Source organism: Croceitalea sp. MTPC5 (assembly GCF_036985505.1).
Lineage (GTDB): Bacteria > Bacteroidota > Bacteroidia > Flavobacteriales > Flavobacteriaceae > Croceitalea.
Genome location: NZ_BTGQ01000008.1, coordinates 46,109 through 69,891 on the forward strand (window position 1 = coordinate 46,109; position 23,783 = coordinate 69,891).

Annotated in this window: 23 protein-coding genes; 6 read left to right on the forward strand and 17 right to left on the reverse strand. The window is 39.4% G+C overall.

Annotation, left to right across the window (positions count from 1 at the left end):
• Positions 1-15: 15 nt before the first annotated feature.
• The 9 genes from AACM45_RS19380 to AACM45_RS19420 all read right to left on the reverse strand — a co-directional run bounded on the left by AACM45_RS19380 (position 16) and on the right by AACM45_RS19420 (position 13,002).
• Positions 16-2,532 (reverse strand): M14 family metallopeptidase, encoded by a 2,517-nt coding sequence (locus AACM45_RS19380; RefSeq protein ID WP_339144770.1) that lies wholly within the window; start codon positions 2,530-2,532, stop codon positions 16-18.
• Between the two features lie 60 nt (positions 2,533-2,592).
• Positions 2,593-3,471, reverse strand: a complete 879-nt coding sequence (locus AACM45_RS19385) for a sensor histidine kinase (protein WP_339144771.1) — start codon at positions 3,469-3,471, stop codon at positions 2,593-2,595.
• 256 nt (positions 3,472-3,727) lie between these two features.
• On the reverse strand, positions 3,728-7,090 hold the full coding sequence (secA, locus tag AACM45_RS19390; protein ID WP_339144772.1) for a preprotein translocase subunit SecA: 3,363 nt from the start codon (positions 7,088-7,090) through the stop codon (positions 3,728-3,730).
• Between the two features lie 132 nt (positions 7,091-7,222).
• Positions 7,223-7,447 carry a DUF2795 domain-containing protein gene (locus AACM45_RS19395; RefSeq protein WP_013551418.1) on the reverse strand — a complete coding sequence of 75 codons (225 nt, stop codon included), beginning with the start codon at positions 7,445-7,447 and terminating at the stop codon, positions 7,223-7,225.
• Positions 7,448-7,571: 124 nt separating this feature from the next.
• Entirely contained in the window at positions 7,572-8,129 is a 558-nt protein-coding gene (locus AACM45_RS19400; protein WP_339144774.1) for a cob(I)yrinic acid a,c-diamide adenosyltransferase, read from the reverse strand.
• 439 nt (positions 8,130-8,568) lie between these two features.
• Positions 8,569-9,021 (reverse strand): YHS domain-containing (seleno)protein, encoded by a 453-nt coding sequence (locus tag AACM45_RS19405; protein ID WP_339144776.1) that lies wholly within the window; start codon positions 9,019-9,021, stop codon positions 8,569-8,571.
• 338 nt (positions 9,022-9,359) lie between these two features.
• Positions 9,360-9,860, reverse strand: coding sequence for a hypothetical protein (locus tag AACM45_RS19410; protein ID WP_339144778.1), 501 nt, complete (start codon positions 9,858-9,860; stop codon positions 9,360-9,362).
• Positions 9,861-9,925: 65 nt separating this feature from the next.
• Positions 9,926-11,803, reverse strand: a complete 1,878-nt coding sequence (locus tag AACM45_RS19415; protein ID WP_339144781.1) for an ABC-F family ATP-binding cassette domain-containing protein — start codon at positions 11,801-11,803, stop codon at positions 9,926-9,928.
• A 32-nt stretch (positions 11,804-11,835) separates the two neighbouring features.
• A complete protein-coding gene (locus tag AACM45_RS19420) occupies positions 11,836-13,002 on the reverse strand; it encodes a lipoprotein N-acyltransferase Lnb domain-containing protein (protein WP_339144783.1) in 1,167 nt (388 codons plus the stop codon).
• 98 nt (positions 13,003-13,100) lie between these two features.
• On the opposite strand from AACM45_RS19420, the gene AACM45_RS19425 reads away from it, so the two are divergent.
• The 3 genes from AACM45_RS19425 to AACM45_RS20400 all read left to right on the forward strand — a co-directional run bounded on the left by AACM45_RS19425 (position 13,101) and on the right by AACM45_RS20400 (position 14,456).
• Positions 13,101-13,823, forward strand: coding sequence for a CDP-alcohol phosphatidyltransferase family protein (locus AACM45_RS19425; protein WP_339144785.1), 723 nt, complete (start codon positions 13,101-13,103; stop codon positions 13,821-13,823).
• 142 nt (positions 13,824-13,965) lie between these two features.
• Positions 13,966-14,241 (forward strand): hypothetical protein, encoded by a 276-nt coding sequence (locus tag AACM45_RS19430; protein ID WP_339144787.1) that lies wholly within the window; start codon positions 13,966-13,968, stop codon positions 14,239-14,241.
• Positions 14,217-14,456, forward strand: coding sequence for a DUF4198 domain-containing protein (locus AACM45_RS20400; protein ID WP_445227738.1), 240 nt, complete (start codon positions 14,217-14,219; stop codon positions 14,454-14,456). The genes AACM45_RS19430 and AACM45_RS20400 overlap by 25 nt, the downstream gene beginning before the upstream one ends.
• Positions 14,457-14,645: 189 nt before the next feature.
• Here the strand turns inward: AACM45_RS20400 and lptB are convergent, their stop codons facing one another.
• The 3 genes from lptB to AACM45_RS19445 all read right to left on the reverse strand — a co-directional run bounded on the left by lptB (position 14,646) and on the right by AACM45_RS19445 (position 17,310).
• Positions 14,646-15,386: an LPS export ABC transporter ATP-binding protein gene (gene lptB / locus AACM45_RS19435; RefSeq protein ID WP_339144789.1), complete on the reverse strand. Its 741-nt coding sequence runs from the start codon at positions 15,384-15,386 to the stop codon at positions 14,646-14,648.
• Positions 15,387-15,505: 119 nt separating this feature from the next.
• Positions 15,506-16,345: a twin-arginine translocase subunit TatC gene (gene tatC / locus AACM45_RS19440; protein ID WP_339144791.1), complete on the reverse strand. Its 840-nt coding sequence runs from the start codon at positions 16,343-16,345 to the stop codon at positions 15,506-15,508.
• Positions 16,345-17,310, reverse strand: a complete 966-nt coding sequence (locus AACM45_RS19445; protein WP_339144792.1) for a KpsF/GutQ family sugar-phosphate isomerase — start codon at positions 17,308-17,310, stop codon at positions 16,345-16,347. Before AACM45_RS19445 ends, tatC begins: the two co-directional genes overlap by 1 nt.
• Before the next feature lie 192 nt (positions 17,311-17,502).
• Here AACM45_RS19445 and AACM45_RS19450 point away from each other — a divergent pair, with 192 nt between their 5' ends.
• Positions 17,503-19,704, forward strand: coding sequence for a RecQ family ATP-dependent DNA helicase (locus tag AACM45_RS19450; RefSeq protein WP_339144794.1), 2,202 nt, complete (start codon positions 17,503-17,505; stop codon positions 19,702-19,704).
• Positions 19,705-19,739: 35 nt separating this feature from the next.
• Here the strand turns inward: AACM45_RS19450 and AACM45_RS19455 are convergent, their stop codons facing one another.
• Genes AACM45_RS19455 through AACM45_RS19465 form a run of 3 tightly spaced genes read right to left on the reverse strand, consistent with a single transcriptional unit; the run spans position 19,740 to position 20,712 of the window.
• Positions 19,740-20,048 carry a CCC motif membrane protein gene (locus tag AACM45_RS19455; protein WP_339144795.1) on the reverse strand — a complete coding sequence of 103 codons (309 nt, stop codon included), beginning with the start codon at positions 20,046-20,048 and terminating at the stop codon, positions 19,740-19,742.
• Positions 20,049-20,055: 7 nt separating this feature from the next.
• A complete protein-coding gene (locus AACM45_RS19460; protein WP_339144796.1) occupies positions 20,056-20,394 on the reverse strand; it encodes a CCC motif membrane protein in 339 nt (112 codons plus the stop codon).
• Between the two features lie 12 nt (positions 20,395-20,406).
• Positions 20,407-20,712 carry a DUF2752 domain-containing protein gene (locus AACM45_RS19465; RefSeq protein WP_339144797.1) on the reverse strand — a complete coding sequence of 102 codons (306 nt, stop codon included), beginning with the start codon at positions 20,710-20,712 and terminating at the stop codon, positions 20,407-20,409.
• Positions 20,713-20,801: 89 nt separating this feature from the next.
• Between AACM45_RS19465 and AACM45_RS19470 the strand changes: the two genes are divergently transcribed.
• Entirely contained in the window at positions 20,802-21,341 is a 540-nt protein-coding gene (locus tag AACM45_RS19470; protein ID WP_339144799.1) for a Smr/MutS family protein, read from the forward strand.
• On the opposite strand, the gene AACM45_RS19475 is transcribed toward AACM45_RS19470, so the two are convergent.
• Positions 21,338-21,865 (reverse strand): hypothetical protein, encoded by a 528-nt coding sequence (locus AACM45_RS19475; RefSeq protein ID WP_339144801.1) that lies wholly within the window; start codon positions 21,863-21,865, stop codon positions 21,338-21,340. The genes AACM45_RS19470 and AACM45_RS19475 overlap by 4 nt on opposite strands.
• A gap of 113 nt (positions 21,866-21,978) precedes the next feature.
• On the opposite strand from AACM45_RS19475, the gene AACM45_RS19480 reads away from it, so the two are divergent.
• Complete coding sequence (locus tag AACM45_RS19480; protein WP_339144802.1) at positions 21,979-23,127, forward strand: cysteine desulfurase family protein; 1,149 nt, start codon at positions 21,979-21,981, stop codon at positions 23,125-23,127.
• Here AACM45_RS19480 and AACM45_RS19485 read toward each other — a convergent pair.
• Entirely contained in the window at positions 23,120-23,782 is a 663-nt protein-coding gene (locus AACM45_RS19485; RefSeq protein ID WP_339144803.1) for a hypothetical protein, read from the reverse strand. The two genes, AACM45_RS19480 and AACM45_RS19485, sit on opposite strands and share 8 nt — an antisense overlap.
• Between the last annotated feature and the right edge of the window lies 1 nt (position 23,783).

Sequence of the window (23,783 nt, forward strand, 5' to 3'; positions counted from 1 at the left end):
CTTACGTCTTATATCTCAATCCGGTACATCAATCTTATCCCCTAAAAATAGCGCATTCAAGAACAAGCGATTGGTACCGTACCAACTTCCCCTAAAATTAGGATTATCGGCAAAGAGTACCACGCGCCCGCGCCCTACTTTACTCACAAGTAGTGATGCGGAAGGTTTTAAAAACCCCTCCATATTCTTTTTGGTAATGAAGCCATCAATATGGGGGTCTTTGGCATATTTCGCTACGGTGGCATACTCATTTTTACTTGGCGCCAACCAAACGGAATTGTTTTTATATACCGGAATTTGGGTATCCCTGTATCCAAAGGCTAGGGGATGGGTCAAGTCTAAATCCACTTTAAAAATGGCACCACCAACACTTTCCTTACCTAAATTTTCTGGGGCATCGACATACGGTTTTCTAACCGCCACCGCAGTACTATCCTTTTTAGGTCCTTCGGTCAGCTTTTCTTTGACCAGTTTTTTGTCAATGGCCCATTTTGAAGCGTTTCCTATGGTAATTAAGGTATTTCCCTTTCCAATCCAATCTTTAATCTTGTCAAGCTGTGCTTTACTTAAGTTATAGTTGCCCGATACCATCACAAGGGTGTTGTACTTGTCCATATTGGCGCGATTGAAATTGCGCATGGGTATTTTGGTTATCGGCATGTGGACCCGTGTATCCAATAAATGCCAAACTTCTCCTGCTTCGTAGGATCTCACCCCATCACCTATGAGCATCATGGCCTTTGGTTTGGTAAGCGGCGACACATACCTACTGCCCAAATCAATTCCTTTACTACTGTAGCCAGAGCTAACGCTGTGTATGGTGACCTGAAATTTTTGTTGTGCTTTTTGTGCCAATTCAAAAACGGTATCGGAATCTTTCTTTTGAAGACTTATCGGTATGACCAGGGTACCATAGTTAAACGTAGTCAGGCCTTTGTTGGTCGTTGTGGTAAAGGGTTTGAACGAAGACGAGACCACAATTCCATTTTGTTGCAAATAATTTAAGGCAGCGGTGGCATTGTAATCATCGTAATCAATGATATAGGCATAATCCGTTTTTTGAACAGCATCCGTTTTTACCAAATCTGTTGTAGCAGTAATTTTAGTACCGGTATTTAGATTGGTAACGGGCTTATATTTCATATTGTAGAAATTGGCAACGGACCAGGCCGAAGCGTCGTAATAGACGCTATCACGGTATGTATCATAGGTTTCAAACATGGTTTGTACCATACGATATTGTGGTTGGTCTGTAGGTACTACAAAAGCGTTTCCAGATTCATAAACCTCGATTTTGTGTAGTAATAGCTTATCGATAAAGGCTTTAACGCGGTTTTTATCGTAGTCATCTTTAAACGTATAACCACGCACCCTACTCTTAGAAGCATTACTTAACGCGCTTTTAAAGAATTTTTGCTGGTATTTTCTGAGCATTGCCTTATTTTCAACAGCGGCCCTTACGGTAGTGATACTCGAGGTATATTGATTTCTGATCGTAAACGGAAAAGTAATCTCCCCGAATTTTGTAGTTTGCTTATGGCCACGAGAACTGGCTTGCTCAAACAAAAGCCCTAAACCGCCCTGTAAATCAGGATAGGAGGACCCATAGCCTGGATAGGTGCCGTCAAACACTTCCTTGGTAAAATAAAAAGAACCAATACTGTCAAGTGCACTTGCAAAATACTCCCCAAAGAGATTGTTCAAATCTTCATAATTTTCTTTGGGCATGATAGGGTCTTGGGATGCATTGACCTTCATGGGTTCGAAAAAATAGGAACTTTGACTGCCCATTTCATGAAAATCAGTTACAACATTCGGGTACCATTGATGGTACCATGTTAATTTGCCCCTGCTTTCAGGATGAATGCCCAATAACCAATCTCGGTTTAAATCGAACCAATAGTGATTGGTACGCCCCCTGGGCCAGTATTCATTATGTTCGGCATCTTGTGGATCAGCGACCAAGGGGTTTCCCTGATACATATTGGCCCATTGGGTATGCCTATCGCGTCCGTCAGGGTTTATGGTAGGATCAAGAAAAATAACTGAATTTTTCAAATATTTTAAAATCTCAGGGCTATTGGAAGCGGCAAAGGTATATGCCGTTAGTAAAGCCGCTTCAGAACTAGAGGGCTCATTACCATGCACGTTATAGGCCAAATTGATAAAAATAGGAACATCATTATAGTTGGAGACCGATTGTGCTGGATCGGAAAACGCAAGGTGCTGTTGCTTGATATTATCAAGGTTTTTTAGATTTTCTGGAGTGGTAATCGTTAGCATCACCAATTTACGCCCTTCATGGGTTCTGCCGTATTCATAGATACTCGCACGATCTGAAACCTCGGCTAACTTGGTTAAATAGGCGACAATCAAATCATGACGGGTATGATGTTCACCAATTGCGTAGCCCAGAAATTGTTCAGGCGAGGGTATTTTTGAATCAAAAGGTTGAAACTTCTCGAAAAAATAGTTTTGTGCTGAAAGTGTACCACTGATACATAGTGCTACAAGAAAGAATCTCTTGAACATTGGGTTGGTCGTCTTTTGAGTTAGACTTTAAAGATAATGAACGAGTGGAAACAAACCCAGTTAATCTACCGAATTAAAATCGTCTATTACCTCTTCAAAAGTAATTTGATAATACGTACCCGAACTTTTCATATCACGTTGTGCCTCACCACGTAATTGTCTTGAAAGGTTATGGATTAATTTAAGCCCCAGTGATTTAATCGTAGTTGGGTTGATATCTTCAGGAAACCCAATTCCATTATCACCAAGATACATTTCGTAAGTATTCACCCCTTTTTTTGATAGCCGAACCAAGATTTCACCTTCCGTATTTTCAAGAATGCCATATTTCAAGGCGTTGGTAACGGTCTCGTTGATAATCAACCCTAATGGAATCACCGTATCGATACTCAATTTAAAATCACCTACATCTAAATTCAGGTCAATATTATGGTCGTTGCCTTTTACGGAACGAACCAAGTATTCGCAAAGTTCTTCCACGTATGGTTTCAAAGCAATCTTAGATGTGTAATCATCGCGTTTGTAGAGCATTTCGTGTACCATGGCCATTGAAACGACACGATTTTGACTACTTTTTATGATACTACTTATTTTTTTATCCTCTATCGCCCTTGATTGAAGACTCAATAAACTGGAAACTGTTTGTAAATTGTTTTTTACCCTATGATGTACTTCTTTTAGTAAGATTTCCTTTTCTTGAAGTTTACTCTCTAAAATACCATTCGAGATGCCCTTTGCAATAGTACTTTTCAAAAAAATACCATTGGCAATGAATAAAACCATTAAGAACAATGAAATAACGAAATATCCAATCCCGTAACCCTCGGTCAATGAAAGGACTCCCAAACCAATAGCCGTGAGGGCAGCCATGTAGTTTAAAATTTCAAACATCCTTGCCTTTTGCCTTGGACGTTGGTTTTCTTTGGTTAGGTTTTTCATTTATGTGCTTAAGTTATTTCGTTTTATGGCTGATCAAATCAAACATAAAGATAACTTGAGGGTGTAAATTCACGTAAATCTAAATATGTTTTATAACATAATCAAAAACGACGCCCTAAAATTGGGCGTCGCCTTACAAGTATTCATATCGTATTTTTACTCGATAATCGAGATTTGAATGCTCAGACGTTTGCGTTGAAAAATAAAATTGATTTTCTTTTCGATGCCTTGCTGGCTTGCCCCGAGGTAGTTTACTTTATTCTTCGACCAAGACCCATTCGCCTTTAATTATCAAAGGTTCGGCTTGTTTGTATTTTACCGTTTTACTCTCTCCGGAAAGTACATTCTTTATAACAACCCTATCATTTCTACCGATTTTGGGTCTTTCACGAACAATGGTCTCCGTTTTTTGGGGCCGTTGTCCTTGCGTTTGGCCTGCAGCCCTATTTTGCGCGGCAAGCTCATCACTATTGGGAATTTCCTCTTTTGTGGTCTTTAATTGTTCTTTTGGGCGACGTACATTTTGTGCCCTTTGAATTTGACCGGTATTATCAGAGGGAAGCTCACCCTTGAACAAGAACGAAATGACTTCTTTGTTTACCTTGTCGATCATTGCTTTAAAAAGCTCAAAAGCTTCAAACTTGTAAATGAGCAAGGGATCTTTCTGTTCGTGTACCGCAAGCTGAACCGATTGTTTTAGTTCATCCATTTTTCGCAAATGGGTTTTCCATGAATCATCGATGATGGCTAAAGTGATATTTTTTTCAAAATCGTTGATCAATTGCTTTCCATTGCTCTCATAGGCTTCTTTTAAATCAGTAACAACATTCAATGTTTTTATACCATCCGTAAAGGGAACAACAATTCGTTCAAATTTATTCGTCTCGTTCTCGTACACATTTTTGATGACCGGGAAAGCGGTTGTAGCGCTGCGTTTCATTTTATCTTGGTAGTGGTCATAGGCAACGGTATATACCTTATTTGCAATTTCTTGGAAACCGAGGCTGTTGAATTCTTCTTCTGAAACCGGTGATGTAATCGAGAAATACTTAATCAGTTCAAATTCGAAATTTTTAAAATCGTCCGCTGCTTTATTGGTTTCAGAAATGACCTCACAGGTGTCATAGATCATATTGGCGATATCGACTTTTAGTCGTTCGCCTTGTATGGCATGACGTCTTCTTTTGTAAACCACTTCACGCTGGGCGTTCATGACATCATCATATTCCAGCAATCTTTTACGTATACCAAAATTGTTTTCCTCCACTTTCTTTTGGGCTCGCTCGATAGATTTGGTCATCATGGAGTGTTGTATGACCTCACCTTCTTCAAGGCCCATTCTATCCATCATTTTAGCAACTCGGTCAGAACCGAACAAACGCATGAGATTATCTTCAAGTGAAACATAGAATTGCGAGCTACCGGGATCTCCTTGACGTCCTGAGCGTCCTCTAAGCTGTCTATCCACACGTCTAGAGTCGTGTCTTTCCGTACCAACGATTGCAAGCCCCCCTGCTTCTTTTACTTCCGCAGATAACTTGATATCTGTTCCACGGCCAGCCATATTCGTAGCAATGGTTACTACACCACCATGACCAGCTTCTGCAACAACATCTGCTTCTTTCTTATGCAGTTTTGCGTTCAACACGTTATGTGGAATCTTTCGAACGCTGAGTAGTTTTGATAACAACTCCGATATCTCAACGGATGTAGTACCTATCAATACGGGGCGACCTGATTTTGAAAGTTGGGTCACCTCTTCGATGATCGCATTGTACTTTTCGCGCTTGGTCTTGTAGATCAGGTCATGTCTATCATCTCGTGCAATTGGTCTATTGGTCGGAATCTCAACGACATCCAGTTTATAAATCTCCCAAAATTCACCTGCTTCAGTTACTGCCGTACCGGTCATACCAGCCAGTTTGTTATACATTCTAAAGTAGTTCTGAAGGGTAATGGTGGCAAAGGTCTGGGTCAATGCCTCGATTTTTACACTTTCTTTGGCCTCGATCGCTTGATGCAGGCCGTCTGAGTATCGACGGCCGTCCATAATTCGCCCGGTCTGTTCGTCAACGATCATCACCTTATTGTCCATAACCACATATTCCACATCCTTTTCAAACAGGGTGTATGCCTTTAAAAGCTGGCTCATAGTATGGATTCGTTCACTTTTCACGGCAAATTCTTTGAAAAGCTCATCTTTGAGTTCGGCTTCTTTCTCGATATCAAGGTCTTGGTTTTCAATTTTTGCGATTTCACCACCAATATCGGGCATTACGAAAAAATCTTTATCACCATCCCCTGAGATGTATTCAATGCCTTTATCGGTAAGCTCAATTTGATTGTTCTTTTCTTCAATGGTGAACAATAAATCTTCGTCGACCTTGGGCATTTCACGATTGTTATCTTGCATGTAGAAGTTCTCGGTCTTCTGTAACAATTGTTTTATGCCTTCTTCACTTAAGAATTTTATCAGTGCTTTATTTTTTGGTAGGCCCCTGTGTACACGAAGCAATAAAAAACCTCCTTCTTTGGTGTCACCTGAAGCAATCAACTTTTTGGCCTCTGCCAAAACACCGGTTAAATGCTGACGCTGTTTTTGAACAATGTTGGCTACTTGGGGTTTTAACTCATTGAATTCATGACGGTCGCCTTCGGGCACTGGGCCTGAAATAATCAATGGTGTTCTTGCATCATCGATTAAAACGGAATCCACCTCATCTACAATGGCGTAATGGTGTGGGCGTTGTACCAAATCACCTGGGGTGTGGGCCATGTTATCCCTTAAATAATCAAAACCAAATTCGTTGTTGGTTCCGTAAGTGATGTCGGCGTTGTATGCTTTTCTTCTTCCGTCTGAATTTGGTTGGTGTTTATCGATACAATCTACTGATAACCCATGAAATTGAAATATAGGTGCCATCCAGGCACTATCACGTTTTGCCAAATAGTCGTTGACCGTGACCAAGTGTGCTCCTTTACCAGAAAGGGCATTTAAATAAAGTGGAAGGGTAGCGACCAAAGTCTTACCTTCACCTGTTTGCATTTCAGCAATTTTACCTTGATGCAAGACGATGCCACCGATCAATTGTACATCATAGTGCACCATATCCCAAGTGACCTCTTTGCCGGCGGCATCCCATGAGTTGTGCCAAACGGCATTGTCGCCGTCAAGTGCAACATAATCGGCGGTGCCTGATAAGGAACGGTCAAATTCCGTAGCCGTTACGGTTAGGGTCTTATTATTGGCAAAGCGTTTGGCGGTCTCTTTCACCACTGCAAATGCTTCTGGTAAAATTTCGTTTAATACTTCCTCTGAAATCTTGTAAGACTCTTCATTTAGCTTATCGATTTCGCCATATATTTCTTCATTTCTATCAATGTCAGACGATGCTTCAACTTCTTTTTGAAGTTCGGCAATTTTTTCATTGACCTCTTGGCAAGCTTCGGCGATGCTATCTTTGAAAGAACTTGTTTTAGCCCTAAGCTCGTCATGGCCCAACTTTTCCAGTTCAGATTCAAAGGCCTTTATTTTTTTGACCAAAGGCTGCATGGCTTTTACATCTTTTTCAGATTTATCGCCAACAAAGACCTTCAGTACGGAATTTAAAATACTCATGGGTAATTTTTTGTTTTATGAAGCAAAAGCTGTTCCACAGTTTTGGTTGACCAAAAATGTCGGTCTAGCTGTCAAAATTACATAAAAAAAGCCTCAAAAATGAGGCTTCCTATCTTGTTGTTCCAATTGTTTTCAATACTCATCCTCGTTCCAGAGGTAATCTTCCTCAGTGGGATAATCTGGCCATATCTCTTCGATGGATTCATAAATCTCTCCACCTTCTTCTTCCATTGATTGCAGGTTCTCTACAACTTCCAAAGGGGCGCCCGTTCTGATGGCGTAATCTATTAATTCGTCTTTAGTGGCTGGCCAAGGGGCGTCACTTAGATATGAGGCTAGTTCTAATGTCCAGTACATAGCAATGGTTTGATTTTAAATTTTTTGCAAAAATAATTTTTAAACCCAATCCGCCAAGGAATTTCTGAATTATTTAAAAAATATTTTTACTTCTTCATTCAACAACGTGAAAATTGCTGAATTATTAGTCCATTTTTTCAGGAATCCACTTTACTTCATCGGCCTGTAAATCTTTTGACAACTTTCGTGCCAATACAAACAGGTAATCTGATAACCTATTGATATAGGCCAAAAGGGTTTCGGGTACGGGCTCGTTTTCGTGCAAATAGGATATCATACGTTCTCCACGTCTGCATACGGTTCTAGCAATATGACAGTATGACACGGTAATGTGCCCACCAGGTAGTATAAAATGGGTCATTTCAGGAAGTTCTTCATTCATCAGGTCCATTTCACGTTCTAGGGCCTCAATATCCTCACTATGTATTCTTGGTATTTTCAATCGATTGTCTTTTTTGGGTTCGGTTGCCAAAATTGCCCCAACGGTAAAGAGCTTGTTCTGAATGTTGGCCAATATTTGTTTAGAATGCGAATCTATATCTTGGTCCCGAACTAAACCTAAAAAAGAATTAAGCTCATCTATGGTGCCATAACTTTCGATACGAATATGATGCTTGGGAACGCGTTTTCCAGTAAAAAGTGCAGTAGTGGCCTTGTCACCTGTTTTGGTATATATTTTCATTGATCCTTAAAATTTTTATTGAATGCAAACGGTCTGCATGAATTTTTTAAAGATAGGTAAACCTTGCTTTTTTACAACTAAAGGGGGGTCGATATAAACTTTCAAAGGCTTATGTTTTACTGTCAGATCGAACCTGCCTTGTCGGTAGGCAGGTAAAGTGGGGATTCGATACTGTTCTCGATATCAAGGGCCTCTCAACTAAGGTTTATATCGAGCGAAATCGAAGTACTCGAAATGATAACTATGGAATTTAATGGTCTTTATCCTTCATTAGGGGATAAATCTTAAGTCGAATTCACTTTAATTACGTTTTGTTCTACCCGTACCACATAAAAACCAAGGAAGAACGGCTTTTAGGCATTTTTTGATTGCAATTGCACAAAAAAAGCTCCCATTTCTACAAATAGGAGCCCACAGCTATAACACCGAATGTTCGTGCTTACTTCTTGTATTTTACCTTTTCCCAATTGGTATCGGCCTTGGGTTTTAATTTTTTTGGACCTTCTTCTTCCCATTTATCCTTGGTATTCGTTGTCCATGACGTATAAAACAATAACAATTGTCCGTCTTGTATTTTAAAGGCTTCTGGGTCTGGGTCTACTTTCTTTTTGCGAGTAGCTAATGCATAGGCACAATACCCTCCATATTGCGGGACATATTTTTTGGGATTGGCCTTGAACTTATCCAAATTACTTTGAGAGGTAAATTTGAATTTAGCACCGTCATGAGTAGTGGTGAAGCTACTTTTACCCTCTACGGCTTTTCCGTTAAAATATTCGGTTACATCATATCCTTCTGCGATATAACCCTTGTCTAAAGAATAATCTATTTTTTGCGAAAAACCATTTAAGGTCACTATGGTCATCAATAAAAGTGTCAGTATATGTTTCATAATATTTGTTTTGCAAGAATTACTTTTAGCTTAGGTCGATGATATTGTAAAACATTACACTTTTGATTCCGATATTCTTTTGGGTTCGGTATTTGATTTCTAAAGGAAGTGATTTATGGGGTCATCACATTTTCACGGTATTTATATTGAAAAATGCATACCGAAAACAATTTACTTGTTTTCATGCTTTCTTTTTCCTTCCATAAAAGAGCGTGATTTTCGCCTTCGATTATTTCGTTTATTATTAAAAAGTACTATAAAATAAACAAGTGCCAAGGCCCCTAAAATGATATAAATTGTATAATCCATACTACAGCTTGTAGCTTAAAATTACGGTATTAAATTCGTATTGTAAAATGTTCTTTTACCTGTTCTTGCCTTACGAAGAGGGCTCCACAATAAAACATATCGATACTAACCCTAAAGTTATTTTCTTGCGCGATACTCCTCCAATTTCTAAGGTTTTGTGCATTTTTATGAATATTTGCAATAAGGATCATAGATTCATTGTGCACTTTATCACCGGATAAGATTTCTGTCATATAAGTAATATCAGGATTTTGTAAATAGATAAAATCTAAAGGGAACCGATTGAAAACCAGTTTTGGATATTCTTCTTGTAAAATGGCTTCAAACTTGGTATTGGCCCTAATTTCTATGTTTTCAGGTTTGAAGTAGCCTACACTTTTTAAAAGAACATTCAAGGTTTTAAATCCCGATTTATTTGAGCCATTATAAAGGCATTTCGTGACAAACTCAAAGACAAATGGGGAATGTACCCCGTGATGATTCGTGGATTTTAATAGAAAAAGCAAGTATGATTTAATGCTGAAAAGCATATACAATCAGATTATTATGGAAATTGCTTAAAAATGACCGTCTGTTTATAAAGATTACCGTTGATTTAGCCTTCAAGTATCGAACCCAGTTCAAACCACCGTTCTGTTTTTGTTTCAATCGTCTGTTCGAGCTCACCAAGCTCGATGGAGAGGGTATTGATTTCTTCACCCGATAAACTATCGTCAGTGAATTTTTCTTGTAGTGCTATCTTTTCTATTTCAAGTTTATGAATCTCTTTTTCAAGTTTGTTATATTCTTTTTGTTCTAAATAGGATAATTTTTTAGAATTGTCTTTTTCTTTCCAGTTGGTTTTTTCCGGGGTAGTAGTTTCGTTTGTTTTGAGTTCGCGTTCTTCAATTAATTTACTGTTCTCGTAAGCCCTGTAATCAGAATAGTTTCCTGGAAAATCTTGTATGGCACCATTTCCCTTAAAGATAAAAAGATGATCGACTATTTTGTCCATAAAATAACGATCGTGTGAAACAACGATCAGACAGCCAGGGAAATCCAATAAAAAACTTTCTAAAACATTCAATGTTACGATATCAAGGTCATTTGTCGGCTCATCGAGAATCAAAAAATTAGGGTTTTGAATCAATACGATACATAAATAGAGCCGCTTACGTTCACCACCACTTAATTTTTCAATATAATCGTATTGTTTTTTTCTATCGAACAAAAAACGCTCTAAGAGCTGCTGCGCAGATATTTGACGCCCTTTTTTCAGCGGGATGAAATCGCCATAATCGCGGATTGCATCAATAACTTTTTGACCTTCTTTCGGTACAATTCCTTTTTGCGTGTAATACCCAAATTTGATAGTCTCACCGATAACAATTTTACCGGCATCTATATTTTCTTTGCCTGTCAACACATTAAGAAAAGTAGATTTTCCAGTTCCGTTTTTCCCTATGATACCTAGACGTTCCCCTTTTGAAAAAGAGTAGTCAAATTGATTGAGCATGGCTTTGTCACCATATGCTTTCGATACCTTGTGCAACTCTACGATTTTGCTGCCCAAACGTTCCATATTCAGTTCGAGTTGCACTTCGTGTTCAGACCTTCGTTTGTTTGCCCTCGATTTAATTTCGTGAAAATCATCAATACGCGACTTAGATTTCGTAGTCCTTGCCTTTGGTTGTCGTCGCATCCAATCCAATTCCTTTTTAAAAAGAATTTTGTCTTTGTGCTGTTCCACTGCCTCACGTTCTAAGCGGGCTTCGCGTTTTTCAAGATAGTACGAATAATTGCCCTTGTAGCTATAAAGTTGGTTGTTGTCGAGTTCAATGATCTCGTTACAGACACGCTCTAAAAAATAGCGGTCATGGGTTACCATAAAAAGGGTACTGTTTTCCTTTTTAAAAAAAACCTCGAGCCACTCGATCATTTCAAGATCAAGATGGTTCGTAGGCTCATCAAGTATTAATAGATCCGGCTTGTTGATAAGTGCATTGGCAAGTGCCAAGCGTTTTTTTTGCCCACCCGAAAGTACCTTTACTTTTAAGTGAAGTTCGGTAAGGTTAAGTTTAAAAAGAATTTGCTTGTATTGCGTTTCAAAATCCCAGGCCTGATAACGTTCCATGGCCTCAAAAGCTTTTTGATATGCTTCTTGATCTTCAGGGTGCTGTGAGGCTGTTTCATATCTTGCTATGACCTCTAAAATTTCATTGCCTGAATCAAAAATGGTCTCTTCAATAGTCAGGTTTGGGTTGAGGTCGGGTTCTTGCTCTAAGAAGGATACTTTAATTCCTTTTCTTTTTGTTATTTGTCCGGTTTCCGTGGTATCCTTGCCCGAAATAATATTGAGAATCGATGTTTTTCCACTTCCATTTTTAGCGATCAATGCAATTTTTTGATCTTTATTTATACCAAAAGAGATGTTTGAAAACAGCGTTAGTTCCCCATATGATTTCGAAATATTTTCTACCGTGAGCAAATTCATAAAAGCGTATTAATAGTCTTGGTATGCGTTGATCAAATCTTTTTCAAGAGAAACAGGTATCGAACCCCAAGTGTACCCATTAAAGGTATATTAATTGGCGAAAGTACATGCACTCGAAATACCCAAAAAATAAGACTTAAACCTACTAGGCCAAGCGCTGCCCAAAGGTATTTAGTTAACCATAGCGGCAATTGCTTTTTAGTAAGCAAATAAAAGCTAACGATAATATTGGTGGGTAATAACCATAGAAAATTGAAATTTTGGTTGGTAACCACATGGTCGGTCGCTACCCATAAAAGTAGTACTATGAATCCTGCCAGACCAGAAATAAAGAACAGGCCAAAGTCTAGCCAGCGATTTCTGCCTTGGTGTTTTTTATCCAATAGCGTAATCGCTACCGTAAAAGCAAGTAAGATGCAAAACCAAAACAATGGAGAGGTCAAAAAAGTACTTTGATCTGATTTTTCCGGATAGTTGAGAATGGTCCGTTCGCGCATAACGATATCCTCACCCGAAAGCTCCGTATTTCGAAGTTGGTACATCGTATAATAGGGCAAGAACATATGTTGTCGGGCAGAGGCTTTTTGATCGGTAATACCACCAAATGCCAAATCAATACCGAAAGCTCCCCACGAATTAATCGGGATATACTTATGGACCAGTTGTCGAAATGTCGATGATTCCTTTAAATGCGACGCTTTAAAATTTATATCGTCATCTAAATGTCGTTCTAAAACATCTCCGGTTATGCTTGAACAATTGTTGAACAGGGGGTCATACGGATAATCCCTGTTCTCAGGTCTATGGTTTTGCTCAAAAAACCGGAACAACTCGTTGGTCTGTTTCGCCGTTAAGTTCAATACCTGTTCTTTGACCCATCTTTTTTCTAACTGATACGTATATAAGAAAGCTTCAAAACTTCTTCGAGAAAGCGAATAGATCAACTTTCCCTGGGCAAAATTCAAGTAAAAATTGGGTTTGTCGAAATCAAAGGTACCATAGTTATAGACCACATCAATACCCAAAACAGGGTCTTGCACCCTAAACGCGGTATGACCAAAGGCAGAAAATAGTTCATCGCCCGATGAACAGGTCAAAACGCTTATTTGGGCTTTTTCTGAAAGTGTGGGCGTTTGGGAAAAAAGTACTTGATTGTTTAGTACTGAAAGTAAAATGGCAATGGTTAAATAGTGTCTCATAATCATGAATGACAAATATCAACATATTTCTTTTTCGCGTTGTTCTTAACTTAGGTTAAAACTTAATTTTTAGCTTATTTTTACAAAAACCCATATAGATGATCAAGCATATTCCCAATTTCATTACGCTACTCAACCTCTTTTGTGGTTGCATCGCTACCGTTTTTGCGGTGATGAATAACTTGGAGTTTGCAGCCGTTTTTGTCGCTTTAGGGATTTTGTTTGATTTTTTTGATGGTCTTGCGGCACGTTTGTTGAATGTGAAAAGTGAAATAGGGGTACAGCTGGATTCATTGGCCGATATGGTTACCAGTGGGCTGGTACCTGGTATTGTTATGTTCCAACTTCTTAATATGGCACAAAAGGAGGGGTGGAACCTTGATCTTTTTGGAATGCACACTTCGGTTGAGGTCTTACCGCTATTCGGATTTCTTATTACCCTAGCATCTGCTTATCGTTTGGCTAATTTTAATGTGGATGAAAATCAGGTTTCGTCATTTTTGGGCTTGCCCACACCGGCAAACACACTTTTGATACTATCCCTACCACTTATTCTTTTTTACCATAACAACACGGTATTAAACGACATCATTTTAAATCAATGGTTTTTGATGGGCATTACCTTATTGAGCGCCTATTTACTCAACTCAAAAATCGAATTGTTCGCACTAAAATTTGATACTTGGGCTTTTAGCGAAAATGCGGTCAAATACCTATTCTTGATAGGAAGCCTAGTGCTATTGGTCACCTTACGTTTTTTAGCCATACCCCTCATTATTCTTTTTTATGTTCTAACCTCATTGCTTTCAAAAAAGGTTTAATACTGAACTCGCCTAAACTTTTTTAATTGGCTAAAAAATTGCCCTTTTTACCCACTTTATGTCTTTTTTTCATTCCGTAGTCCTGCTACCTACCCGTTCGGTAGGCGGGTGCACCTCAAAAAAGTCTTCGAACGGGCAAAAAATGTCTTATTCCTGCCTGCCGGTGAGGCAGATTCGATTCAATCCAAAAAGTTTAAACGAGTTCTTTATAAAAATAACTTTTGATAAGAGTGGGAATACAATTACCAGAGACCGTATTTCCGATGCCCGAATAATAGGTACTTTATTTCAATCGGATTATTACGATAAAGATGCCGTTACCTATTTGAAATTTGAGTCAGGCATGACGGGAACTTATGTTGTAGGAATTTCGACCCTGCCCAGAATGATACCATTAAAGAAAGGGAGAAAGACGTAAGCCTTGATAAAGATGCGAAAGAAAATTATTCAAAACACGTAAAACCCTTACTTCAGGTCAGCGATAAAAGAACGAAAGGGTTCAACACGGTATTTGGGTATCCCGTAGAATTCGTTCCAATTGGCAACCCCCATAATTCAAAGGTGAATGAACCGATGCGTTTTAAACTTTTAGACAATGGCCAACTATTATCAAACCACGTTGTTCATTACTGAACTTCCGTACCAGGTATAGATGCCCATGAAAACGAAAGTTCTACTAAAACCGACGAAAATGGGATAATGACAATGATTCCGACCCAAGCGGGTAATTGGTACGTTGCGACGACACATATGGTAAAAAGCCCAGAAGAGGGTGTTGATTATGAATCGAATTGGGCAACGCTGACCTTTGGTGTGAAGTAGCTAAAAATCCAATTTCTTTTTTCGAAGTTCAAAGTTTTGTCCTAAATAAACCTTGCGAACCATTTCGTCTTTGGCTAAATCTTCAGGTATGCCGGCTTTTAAGATACCACCTTCGAACATGAGATAAGACCGCTCTGTGATGGCAAGTGTCTCTTGCACATTATGATCGGTGATTAAAATACCGATATTCTTATCCTTTAATTGGGCCACAATACGCTGTATATCCTCCACTGCGACGGGATCAACGCCCGCAAAGGGCTCATCTAACAAAATAAATTTGGGATCTGTCGCCAATGCCCTTGCAATCTCGGTACGTCTGCGTTCACCACCCGATAAAAGATCTCCACGACTTTTACGAATATGCCCTAGGCCAAACTCGTCAATAAGCGACTCCATTTTCATGTGTTGCTCCTTTTTAGAAAGTGCTGTAGTTTGAAGTACGCTTAAGATATTTTTTTCGATACTCAGTTTTCTGAATACCGAAGCTTCTTGGGCCAAATATCCAATACCGTTTTGTGCCCTTTTGTACATTGGAAAATCGGTGATTTCCATATCATCTAAAAAGATATGGCCACCGTTTGGTTTGATCAAACCAACTATCATATAGAACGAGGTGGTCTTACCGGCACCGTTTGGGCCCAGCAGACCCACGATTTCACCTTGGTTGACCTCTAAAGAAATTCCTTTTACAACCTTTCGGCCCCTGTAGGCCTTCATAATATTTTCTGCTCGTAGCTTCATCAGGTATCAAAACTAAACATAATCTGTTTTAACAAATCGGTCTTTGTGATTTTTTTATCTTCTTGATTCCTTTCGGCACGCACCAAGTAAGGGCATGTTGAATTTAGAGGGTCGAATTTTCACCGCCCCTGCGCACTCTTTGCCTCTTTTTTGGCATCACGTTTGACAACCAATTTTGAAATATGGATACTTACTTGATATAATATAAGTACAGGTATTGATACCACGATTTGACTTGTAACATCAGGTGGTGTAATGACCGCTGATAAGATAAGAACGACCACTAAAGCTATTTTTCGGTACTTTTTCAATATTTCCGGTGTGACCAAACCGACTTTAGTCAAGAAGTAAATGATAATGGGAAGTTCGAACATGATGCCACAGGCAATTACGGAAGCCCTTACCGTTGCAATAAAACTGCTAATATCAATTTCGTTCAACACTTCTTTACTGACCTGATAAGTACCCAAGAAGTTAATCGAAAGGGGAGCGACCACATAATAGCCGAACAGCACTCCTAAAAAGAATAAAGCTGATGCAACAAGAATAAACCCTCGTGAATGTCTACGCTCGTTTTGATGCAGGCCAGGGCTGATAAACCGCCAGATTTCCCATAAGACATATGGAAATGAGACTATGAAGCCTGCCCATATCGAGGTCCAGATGTGTGCCGAAAACTGGCCGGCCATCGTCCTATTCTGAATGGTAAATGGCAACGTGTCCGCACAGAACTCTGATGTAATCTTGAAGAAGGTCGCAATGCTACAGAAGAACTGGTATGTCGGAAAATCCATCTTTTTGGGGCCGAAAAGAACCGTGTCGAAAATAAAACCCCTCATAGTAAATGCCACGCATCCAACAATGACAATAGCTAAAATGGAGCGTATCAAATGCCAACGCAGTTCTTCCAAATGATCCAAAAAGGACATTTCATCAGGATTTTTAGTCGCTTCCGCCATTATAAAATACCTTCATTTATTAAATTATGAATATGGATGACACCCATATATCTTGTTTTATCCATGACCAACAATTGTGAAATTCCCTTCTCTTGCATTGCTTCTAATGCCTTTATCGCCAAAACATCAGGATGTATGGTCTTTGGTCCCTTGGTCATAATATCCTTCGCGGTAAGGCCACCGATATTCTCATACTTGTTCAGCATTCTTCTAATATCGCCATCCGTCACGATTCCGACTACATCCTGACCCTCAAGAACCGCGGTCACCCCTAGCATTTTCTCAGAGATCTCAACAATCACCTCTTTGACTTTTGAATCTGTGAACACTTGCGGTTTTTGATTGTTCTCCACAATATCGGAAACCCGCAAGTAGAGCTTTTTACCCAAGGAGCCACCAGGGTGGTATTTTGCAAAATCGGCACTACTGAAGCCTCTCAATTTCAAGAGGCATATGGCCAAGGCATCACCCATGACCAATTGCGCCGTAGTACTGGTCGTTGGGGCCAAATTGTTGGGGCAAGCCTCTTTTTCAACATAGGTGTTCAAGGTGAAATCTGACTGTTTGGCCAAAATGGATTCCATATTACCCGTAATACCTATTAAGCGGTTATCACCTCTTTTTATAAGCGGGATCAACATTTTGATCTCTTCGGTATTCCCGCTTTTTGAGATACAGATGACCACATCGTTTTTTTGAACCGTTCCTAAATCACCATGAATGGCATCTGCGGCATGCATGAAGATTGCCGGCGTTCCCGTTGAATTGAACGTAGCTACTATTTTAGATGCGATCAAGGCGCTTTTTCCGACTCCGGAGACCACCACCCTTCCATTCGAGGCTAGAATACAGTTAACGGCATTTTCAAAATCGCCATCCAGTAATGGAATTAAACCTTTTATAGCATCACTCTCGTTCTCGATAGTTTCTTTTGCAATGCCAAGAATGGAGTTGTCAAGCTTCAATGTAATATTGCTGTTTTGGGTTGTTTTACTAAAAGATTGTCTTATCTTTAAGATTACAAAATTAAACAAACGTAATTGTATTTACTGATTATTTGTAATAAAAAGGATGCCATCGAATACATGATTACCGACCCCTTTTCTTCAAAAAAAGAGATGGCACCTACAACTGTTTTTATTAATTGAATGCTGAAAATGGGTTCTACGCTAGCTGATTTGCACGATGCATTAAAAAAATACTTTGGTTTTTCAAAGTTCAAGGGACTTCAAGAAGAAGTAATTACAAATATTTTGGCACGTAACGACACTTTCGTGATCATGCCTACCGGAGGGGGTAAGTCTTTGTGTTATCAGTTACCGGCCATAATGCAAGATGGCACTGCGATCGTGGTCTCACCGCTTATTGCCTTAATGAAGAATCAAGTTGACGCGATTAGGGGCGTGTCATCCGAACATGGCATCGCCCATGTTCTTAATTCTTCTTTGAACAAAACTGAGGTAAAACAGGTTAAAGAAGATATTACCAACGGGGTGACTAAACTCTTGTATGTAGCACCAGAATCTTTGACCAAAGAAGAATACGTTGATTTTTTACAAACGGTAAAACTCTCCTTCGTAGCGGTAGATGAGGCCCACTGTATTTCAGAATGGGGCCATGATTTTCGACCAGAGTATCGAAACCTAAAGAATATTATTGGGCGTTTAGATGAAAATATACCTATCATCGGTTTAACGGCCACGGCCACACCAAAGGTGCAAGAAGACATTATCAAAAACCTGGGTATGAACGATGCAAAAGTGTTCAAAGCATCATTCAATAGGCCTAATTTGTTTTACGAGGTACGACCCAAGACTAAAAATGTCGATGCCGATATCATTCGTTTTATCAAGCAAAACCAAGGTAAATCGGGTATTATCTATTGTCTAAGTAGAAAACGGGTTGAAGAACTGGCCCAGGTATTACAGGTCAATGGTATAAGCGCGGTTCCCTACCATGCTGGTTTTGATGCAAAAACACGATCAAAATACCAAGACATGTTCTTGATGGAAGATGTTGATGTCGTCGTAGCCACTATCGCTTTCGGAATGGGCATCGATAAGCCTGATGTTCGTTTTGTGATTCACCATGACATTCCTAAGAGTATTGAGAGTTATTACCAAGAGACCGGTAGGGCAGGTCGAGATGGGGGAGAAGGCCATTGTCTTGCTTATTATTCCTACAAAGACGTAGAAAAACTAGAAAAGTTCATGTCTGGCAAACCAGTGGCAGAGCAAGAAGTTGGTAATGCACTCTTGCAAGAGATAGTTGCCTATGCCGAGACCTCTATGTCGAGACGTAAATTCATCTTGCACTACTTTGGGGAAAACTATGATGATGTCAATGGTGAGGGTGCCGATATGGATGATAATGCCCGTAACCCTAAACCTAAGGAAGAGGCTAGGGAAGAAGTGGTCAAGCTTTTGACCGTGGTAAAAGGGACTATGGAAAAGTTTAAGACCAAAGAAATCGTAAAAGCCTTGGTCGGAAAGACAAATGCTTTGATTTCATCACATAAAACGGATGAAAAGGATTTTTTTGGTATTGGTTCAGGCCATGATGAGGCGTTTTGGATGGCGCTTACAAGACAAGTCTTGGTTGCAGGTCTTTTAAAAAAGGAAATTGAGCAATACGGTGTTTTACATGTCACAAAAGAGGGGATGGATTACCTAAGTAACCCCAAATCGTTTATGATGACCAAAGACCATGTTTATAGCGAAGAAAATAATGATGCCATCATTACCGCCGCGAAATCTTCAGGGGGTGTAGCCGACGAAAATTTATTGAAGCTTCTTAAAGACTTAAGAAAAAAAGAGGCCAAAAAGAATGACGTGCCACCATTCGTAGTGTTTCAGGACCCTTCTTTAGATGATATGGCCTTGAAGTATCCTATATCCATGGAAGAATTATTGAATATTCATGGTGTAGGGGAAGGAAAGGCAAAAAAATATGGGAAACCTTTTGTTACGTTGATAAGTTCGTATGTTGAAGAGAATGATATCGTACGGCCCGATGATTTGGTAGTGAAAAGTACTGGGGCGAATTCAGGGCTAAAGCTTTATATCATTCAAAATGTGGACCGAAAGCTCCCCTTAGATGATATTGCCTCAGCCAAGGGATTGGAAATACCCCAACTTATCAAAGAGATGGAACAGATCGTATTCAGTGGCACGAAACTGAATTTAGCGTATTGGGTCGATGAAATATTGGATGAAGACCAACAAGAAGAAATACACGACTATTTCATTGAGGCTGAAACTGATGCCATAGATGATGCCATAGAAGAGTTTGATGGGGAATATGAAGAAGAAGAACTTCGAATCTATCGATTAAAATTCATGAGCGAGGTAGCAAATTAAAAAAAGGCCCAATCAACAGATTGGGCCTTTTTATTTTATAGATTATTGAAATCGCCTGAAGCGATCATTGCGAATATGACACCAAAGTAAATGATTCCAAGAATAAGCATGATCAGTGATAGTCCCAATCCAATATAGCAAAGTATTTTACCTGTTTTTACATTACTGTAATCACTGTAAAGTTCGGGATTGTCATGAAATAATTTTTCTGCGCTTTTTGCTTTTACCAGACCAATGATACTAAAAATGGCAGCAAATGGGCCGCAGCAAAATATGGATACCACTATCGAGATTATTCCCATAGTAAGCACCGTGCTTGCGCCAGGTAGTGCTTGTTGATTCATAATTGGGTTATTGATTTCCGTATTGTTCCAAACCTTGCTGATATGCTTCTTTGAAAACTTCTATAAATTCACCGATACCACCGGCATCAACAATAATATAAGTCCATCTTGCAACCATCAATAAGCTTAATATCAAAGCAATAAGGGTGATTATTTTTCCAGTTTTGATTTGCCCGAAATTGTCATACCCTTCGGGATTTTCCTTATAAAGCTTCTCTGATTTTCGCGCTAGAAAAAAACCGATTCCGGCAGGTATTGCGCCAACAGGGCCAGCACAGCAACAAAGAAATCCGAAGATGCCAAGTACGATTATCAATACCCCGTTTGGTAGTTTTTTTTGTTCCATGATATAAACTGTTTAGTGTGATAGTTTAAAAATAAAATTGATTAGTATTAAAATAACACTGGCAATGCCAAAGGCGGTAATCGAGGTATTTGCCCTCTTGAAGCCAAATACTTTGTTCGCGACTACGATACCGAGAAGCGGTAGCAAGGTATATATTGCTGGGTACATCTTTAGTGCTTCTAAAAACTCCCCTTGAAATAAGAATACGATAGATCGTTGCAAACCACAACCGGGGCAATCAATACCAAAGAGTTGTTTGCTAAAACAAGGCAACATATAATCGGTGGCCACCAATAGAATGTAAAAACTGTACTTCAAGTGATTGGTTTGTATTTCGAAGTTGAAAATACCATTATTTTTGAAAAGTAATGCCAGTCAAAAATATTTTTTGGTTCAACTGATTAGTTATGGGGGTTTTAAAACAAGGTGATGGGGTTGAAGTACTCGATGATAACATTAAAGGTACTGTAAAACAGATTTCGGCAAACGTTATAACCGTGGAGACCGATGACGGTTTTTTATTGGATTTTGAAGCGTCGCAGTTGGTGAAGATCGAGGGCCGACTTGAAGTTACAAACTATGATGTGGCCAAAATAAGGGACAGCAAAGAAATACCTAAAAGAAAGCCCTTAAAAGCCATCAAGCCAAAAGAACGAAACGTGCCTAAGTTCGAAGTGGATCTGCATATTGGCCAATTGGTTCCCTCAAGTCGTGGAATGTCAAATTTCGATATTTTGAACCTTCAGCTTGATACCGCTAAAAGGCAATTGGAATTTGCGATTAAAAAACGTATTCAAAAGGTGGTCTTTATTCATGGGGTAGGTGAGGGTGTTTTAAAAGAAGAGTTGAAGTATCTCTTTAAAAGGTATCCGGTTGATTTTTACGATGCTGACTACCGAAAATACGGATTAGGCGCTACGGAGGTCTATATTTATCAAAACGGCTAATTTGAAATTGCAGTGGTCACCTCGCCAAATTCATTGATGGTAAGGTCCGTAATACGTTCTCCGCTATCACTGACCAACGAGATTCCGCTTAATTCAATGACGTGTATAAAAGAGGTGGAATCAGCACTCATAGTGGTATTGATAAGTACCATGCCATCTTCGGCGACGATTTCTTCGATAACTGTCGGGGTAACGGGGGGGAAATCATCACAGAAATAATTACTGGTGACATTGTCGGAAAAGATACGGTAAAAGATTTGGGATTGACCCGATACCGTACTTTCGGTTACAACGGTAGTATCTGCCTGCATCACCCCATTGTTCAAAACCCCGCTTTGTAAATCCAATATCAAGGCCTCGTCTTGATTTATTTTAAATAGGATGTTCGCAGCACTTGCCACGGGATCACCACACGATTGTACGGCAACACTATCAAAATCAATGGTTTCTATTTGTAAATCGCCATCACTACAAGAGCTATTCAGAAGCAGTAGTAAGAAGGCAGTTAAAAATATATTTCTCATCGCGTCAAATTTAAAGCAATTCGATTTCAATATGGTCTTCATGCACTTCTTATTTGGAAGAAATTAACGTAATTATAGCTATTTTTGATCAATTCTAAAACGATATCGAAGTAATGCAAAAGGTCTATTTAGATAATGCAGCCACTACGCAAGTACGTGAAGAAGTTATTTCAAAAATGCAGGATGCATTGGCCAAGTTCTATGGTAATCCCTCTTCGACGCATAGCTATGGGCGATCTGCCAAAACCGCGATTGAAAATGCCAGAAAGACCATTGCCAAACATTTGAATGCCCATCCGTCTGAAATCATTTTTACCTCTGGGGGAACAGAAGCCGATAATATGGTCTTACGTTGTGCCGTGCGCGATCTGGGCGTTGAGACCATTATTACCTCAAAAATCGAACACCATGCGGTGCTGCATGTTGCCGAAGAACTCGAGAAGGAATACGGTACCAAGATAGCGTATGTTGATTTAGACGGGTTTGGAAACCCTAAAATGGATCATTTGAAAGAATTGCTCCATAATGACCCAGCTAAAAAACTGGTGAGTCTAATGCATGTGAACAATGAAATAGGGAATATTATCGATATTGTTGCAATCGGTACACTTTGTAAAGAGGCAGGTGCACTTTTCCATTCTGATACCGTACAGTCTGTGGGTCACTTTGCTTGGAATGTAGCCGAAACACCTATTGATTTTTTAACCGCTGCAGCGCATAAATTTCATGGGCCAAAAGGAATTGGTTTTGCCTTTATTAGAAAGAATTCAGGATTAAAGCCATTAATAGTGGGTGGATCACAAGAACGGGGGTTTCGTGCCGGCACCGAAGCCTTCCATAATATTGTAGGCCTCGAGGAAGCATTTGTTGCGGCATATGCTAATCTAGAGGAAGAAAAGGCATACGTTTCAGGGTTGAAAAAATATTTTATCGAAAAGTTAAAGAAAGAATTGCCACAAGCCGAGTTCAATGGGTATTCCGGTGATTTGGAGCGAAGCACGTATACTTTGACCAACGTTCGATTGCCCTTTGATTCCCAAAAATCTTTGATGTTACTGTTCCATCTTGATTTGAAGGGAATTGCATGTTCGAAAGGAAGTGCCTGTCAGTCAGGAAGCAATAAGGGTTCCCACGTGTTATCAGAGATTTTGAACGGAGAGGAAGTCGCCAAACCTTCATTACGGTTTTCGTTCTCAAAGTATAATACTAAGGAAGAACTGGATTATACCATTGAAGTATTAAAGGAATTTTCGGCTAGTTGAGTTTACGTTTTTTACGTTTTCTTTCTTTGTCATAGGGAAACTTCTTTGCGGCCAATTTCATCATGCGATCTATCAATTCCGAAGTGTTTTTACCGGTCTTTTTGTCAATTGACTTTTCGTAGCGCCACAGTAACTTTCCGGTTTCACCATCACTTATTTTTATGCCTATCCTACCATAATCTGAGTTGCCGTTAAAATAATCCAAAAAGCTAAAATCGGTCGGTACGCCCTTAGAAAGTAAAATATTCAGGTCTAAGTTGCCACTAATGATACCGTCTACCCCCAATATATTTGAAAGTTGTTTTGTCGTATAGATGTCGATGTTGCCGTAGTCAATGTCATTTTGGGCCAAAATGGCATTGGTATCTTCCGTATTCTGAAATTCTACGTTGAATTTTTTACGCCTTTTGCGTTTTGAAAAATACGTTTCAAGTGCATCTTGAACAGCGTATCCCTCCCTTTGGGCCAATTGGGCTTTTTCGTCTTTAGGGATGGACCCCTCTAATTCAAGCTGTGTCAAAAAAGGAACAATCGCTAAAACCTTGTGATTGTCACTAAGTTCGTCAAAACGGCTGCTCACATAGATGTTTTTTTGGGCTTGACCAATGAATGTCGCCATCAAAAGAAGTAGGGGTACTATTTTTTTTAAAGCCATA

What these genes read in the sequence shown, in the direction of transcription:
- AACM45_RS19380 (WP_339144770.1), bottom strand. Translation starts at nt 2,532, where the DNA reads ATGTTCAAGAGATTCTTTCTTGTAGCACTATGTATCAGTGGTACACTT.
- AACM45_RS19385 (WP_339144771.1), bottom strand. Translation starts at nt 3,471, where the DNA reads ATGAAAAACCTAACCAAAGAAAACCAACGTCCAAGGCAAAAGGCAAGG.
- secA (WP_339144772.1), bottom strand. Translation starts at nt 7,090, where the DNA reads ATGAGTATTTTAAATTCCGTACTGAAGGTCTTTGTTGGCGATAAATCT.
- AACM45_RS19395 (WP_013551418.1), bottom strand. Translation starts at nt 7,447, where the DNA reads ATGTACTGGACATTAGAACTAGCCTCATATCTAAGTGACGCCCCTTGG.
- AACM45_RS19400 (WP_339144774.1), bottom strand. Translation starts at nt 8,129, where the DNA reads ATGAAAATATATACCAAAACAGGTGACAAGGCCACTACTGCACTTTTT.
- AACM45_RS19405 (WP_339144776.1), bottom strand. Translation starts at nt 9,021, where the DNA reads ATGAAACATATACTGACACTTTTATTGATGACCATAGTGACCTTAAAT.
- AACM45_RS19410 (WP_339144778.1), bottom strand. Translation starts at nt 9,860, where the DNA reads ATGCTTTTCAGCATTAAATCATACTTGCTTTTTCTATTAAAATCCACG.
- AACM45_RS19415 (WP_339144781.1), bottom strand. Translation starts at nt 11,803, where the DNA reads ATGAATTTGCTCACGGTAGAAAATATTTCGAAATCATATGGGGAACTA.
- AACM45_RS19420 (WP_339144783.1), bottom strand. Translation starts at nt 13,002, where the DNA reads ATGAGACACTATTTAACCATTGCCATTTTACTTTCAGTACTAAACAAT.
- AACM45_RS19425 (WP_339144785.1), top strand. Translation starts at nt 13,101, where the DNA reads ATGATCAAGCATATTCCCAATTTCATTACGCTACTCAACCTCTTTTGT.
- AACM45_RS19430 (WP_339144787.1), top strand. Translation starts at nt 13,966, where the DNA reads ATGTCTTATTCCTGCCTGCCGGTGAGGCAGATTCGATTCAATCCAAAA.
- lptB (WP_339144789.1), bottom strand. Translation starts at nt 15,386, where the DNA reads ATGAAGCTACGAGCAGAAAATATTATGAAGGCCTACAGGGGCCGAAAG.
- tatC (WP_339144791.1), bottom strand. Translation starts at nt 16,345, where the DNA reads ATGGCGGAAGCGACTAAAAATCCTGATGAAATGTCCTTTTTGGATCAT.
- AACM45_RS19450 (WP_339144794.1), top strand. Translation starts at nt 17,503, where the DNA reads ATGGGTTCTACGCTAGCTGATTTGCACGATGCATTAAAAAAATACTTT.
- AACM45_RS19455 (WP_339144795.1), bottom strand. Translation starts at nt 20,048, where the DNA reads ATGAATCAACAAGCACTACCTGGCGCAAGCACGGTGCTTACTATGGGA.
- AACM45_RS19460 (WP_339144796.1), bottom strand. Translation starts at nt 20,394, where the DNA reads ATGGAACAAAAAAAACTACCAAACGGGGTATTGATAATCGTACTTGGC.
- AACM45_RS19470 (WP_339144799.1), top strand. Translation starts at nt 20,802, where the DNA reads ATGGGGGTTTTAAAACAAGGTGATGGGGTTGAAGTACTCGATGATAAC.
- AACM45_RS19475 (WP_339144801.1), bottom strand. Translation starts at nt 21,865, where the DNA reads ATGAGAAATATATTTTTAACTGCCTTCTTACTACTGCTTCTGAATAGC.
- AACM45_RS19480 (WP_339144802.1), top strand. Translation starts at nt 21,979, where the DNA reads ATGCAAAAGGTCTATTTAGATAATGCAGCCACTACGCAAGTACGTGAA.
- AACM45_RS19485 (WP_339144803.1), bottom strand. Translation starts at nt 23,782, where the DNA reads ATGGCTTTAAAAAAAATAGTACCCCTACTTCTTTTGATGGCGACATTC.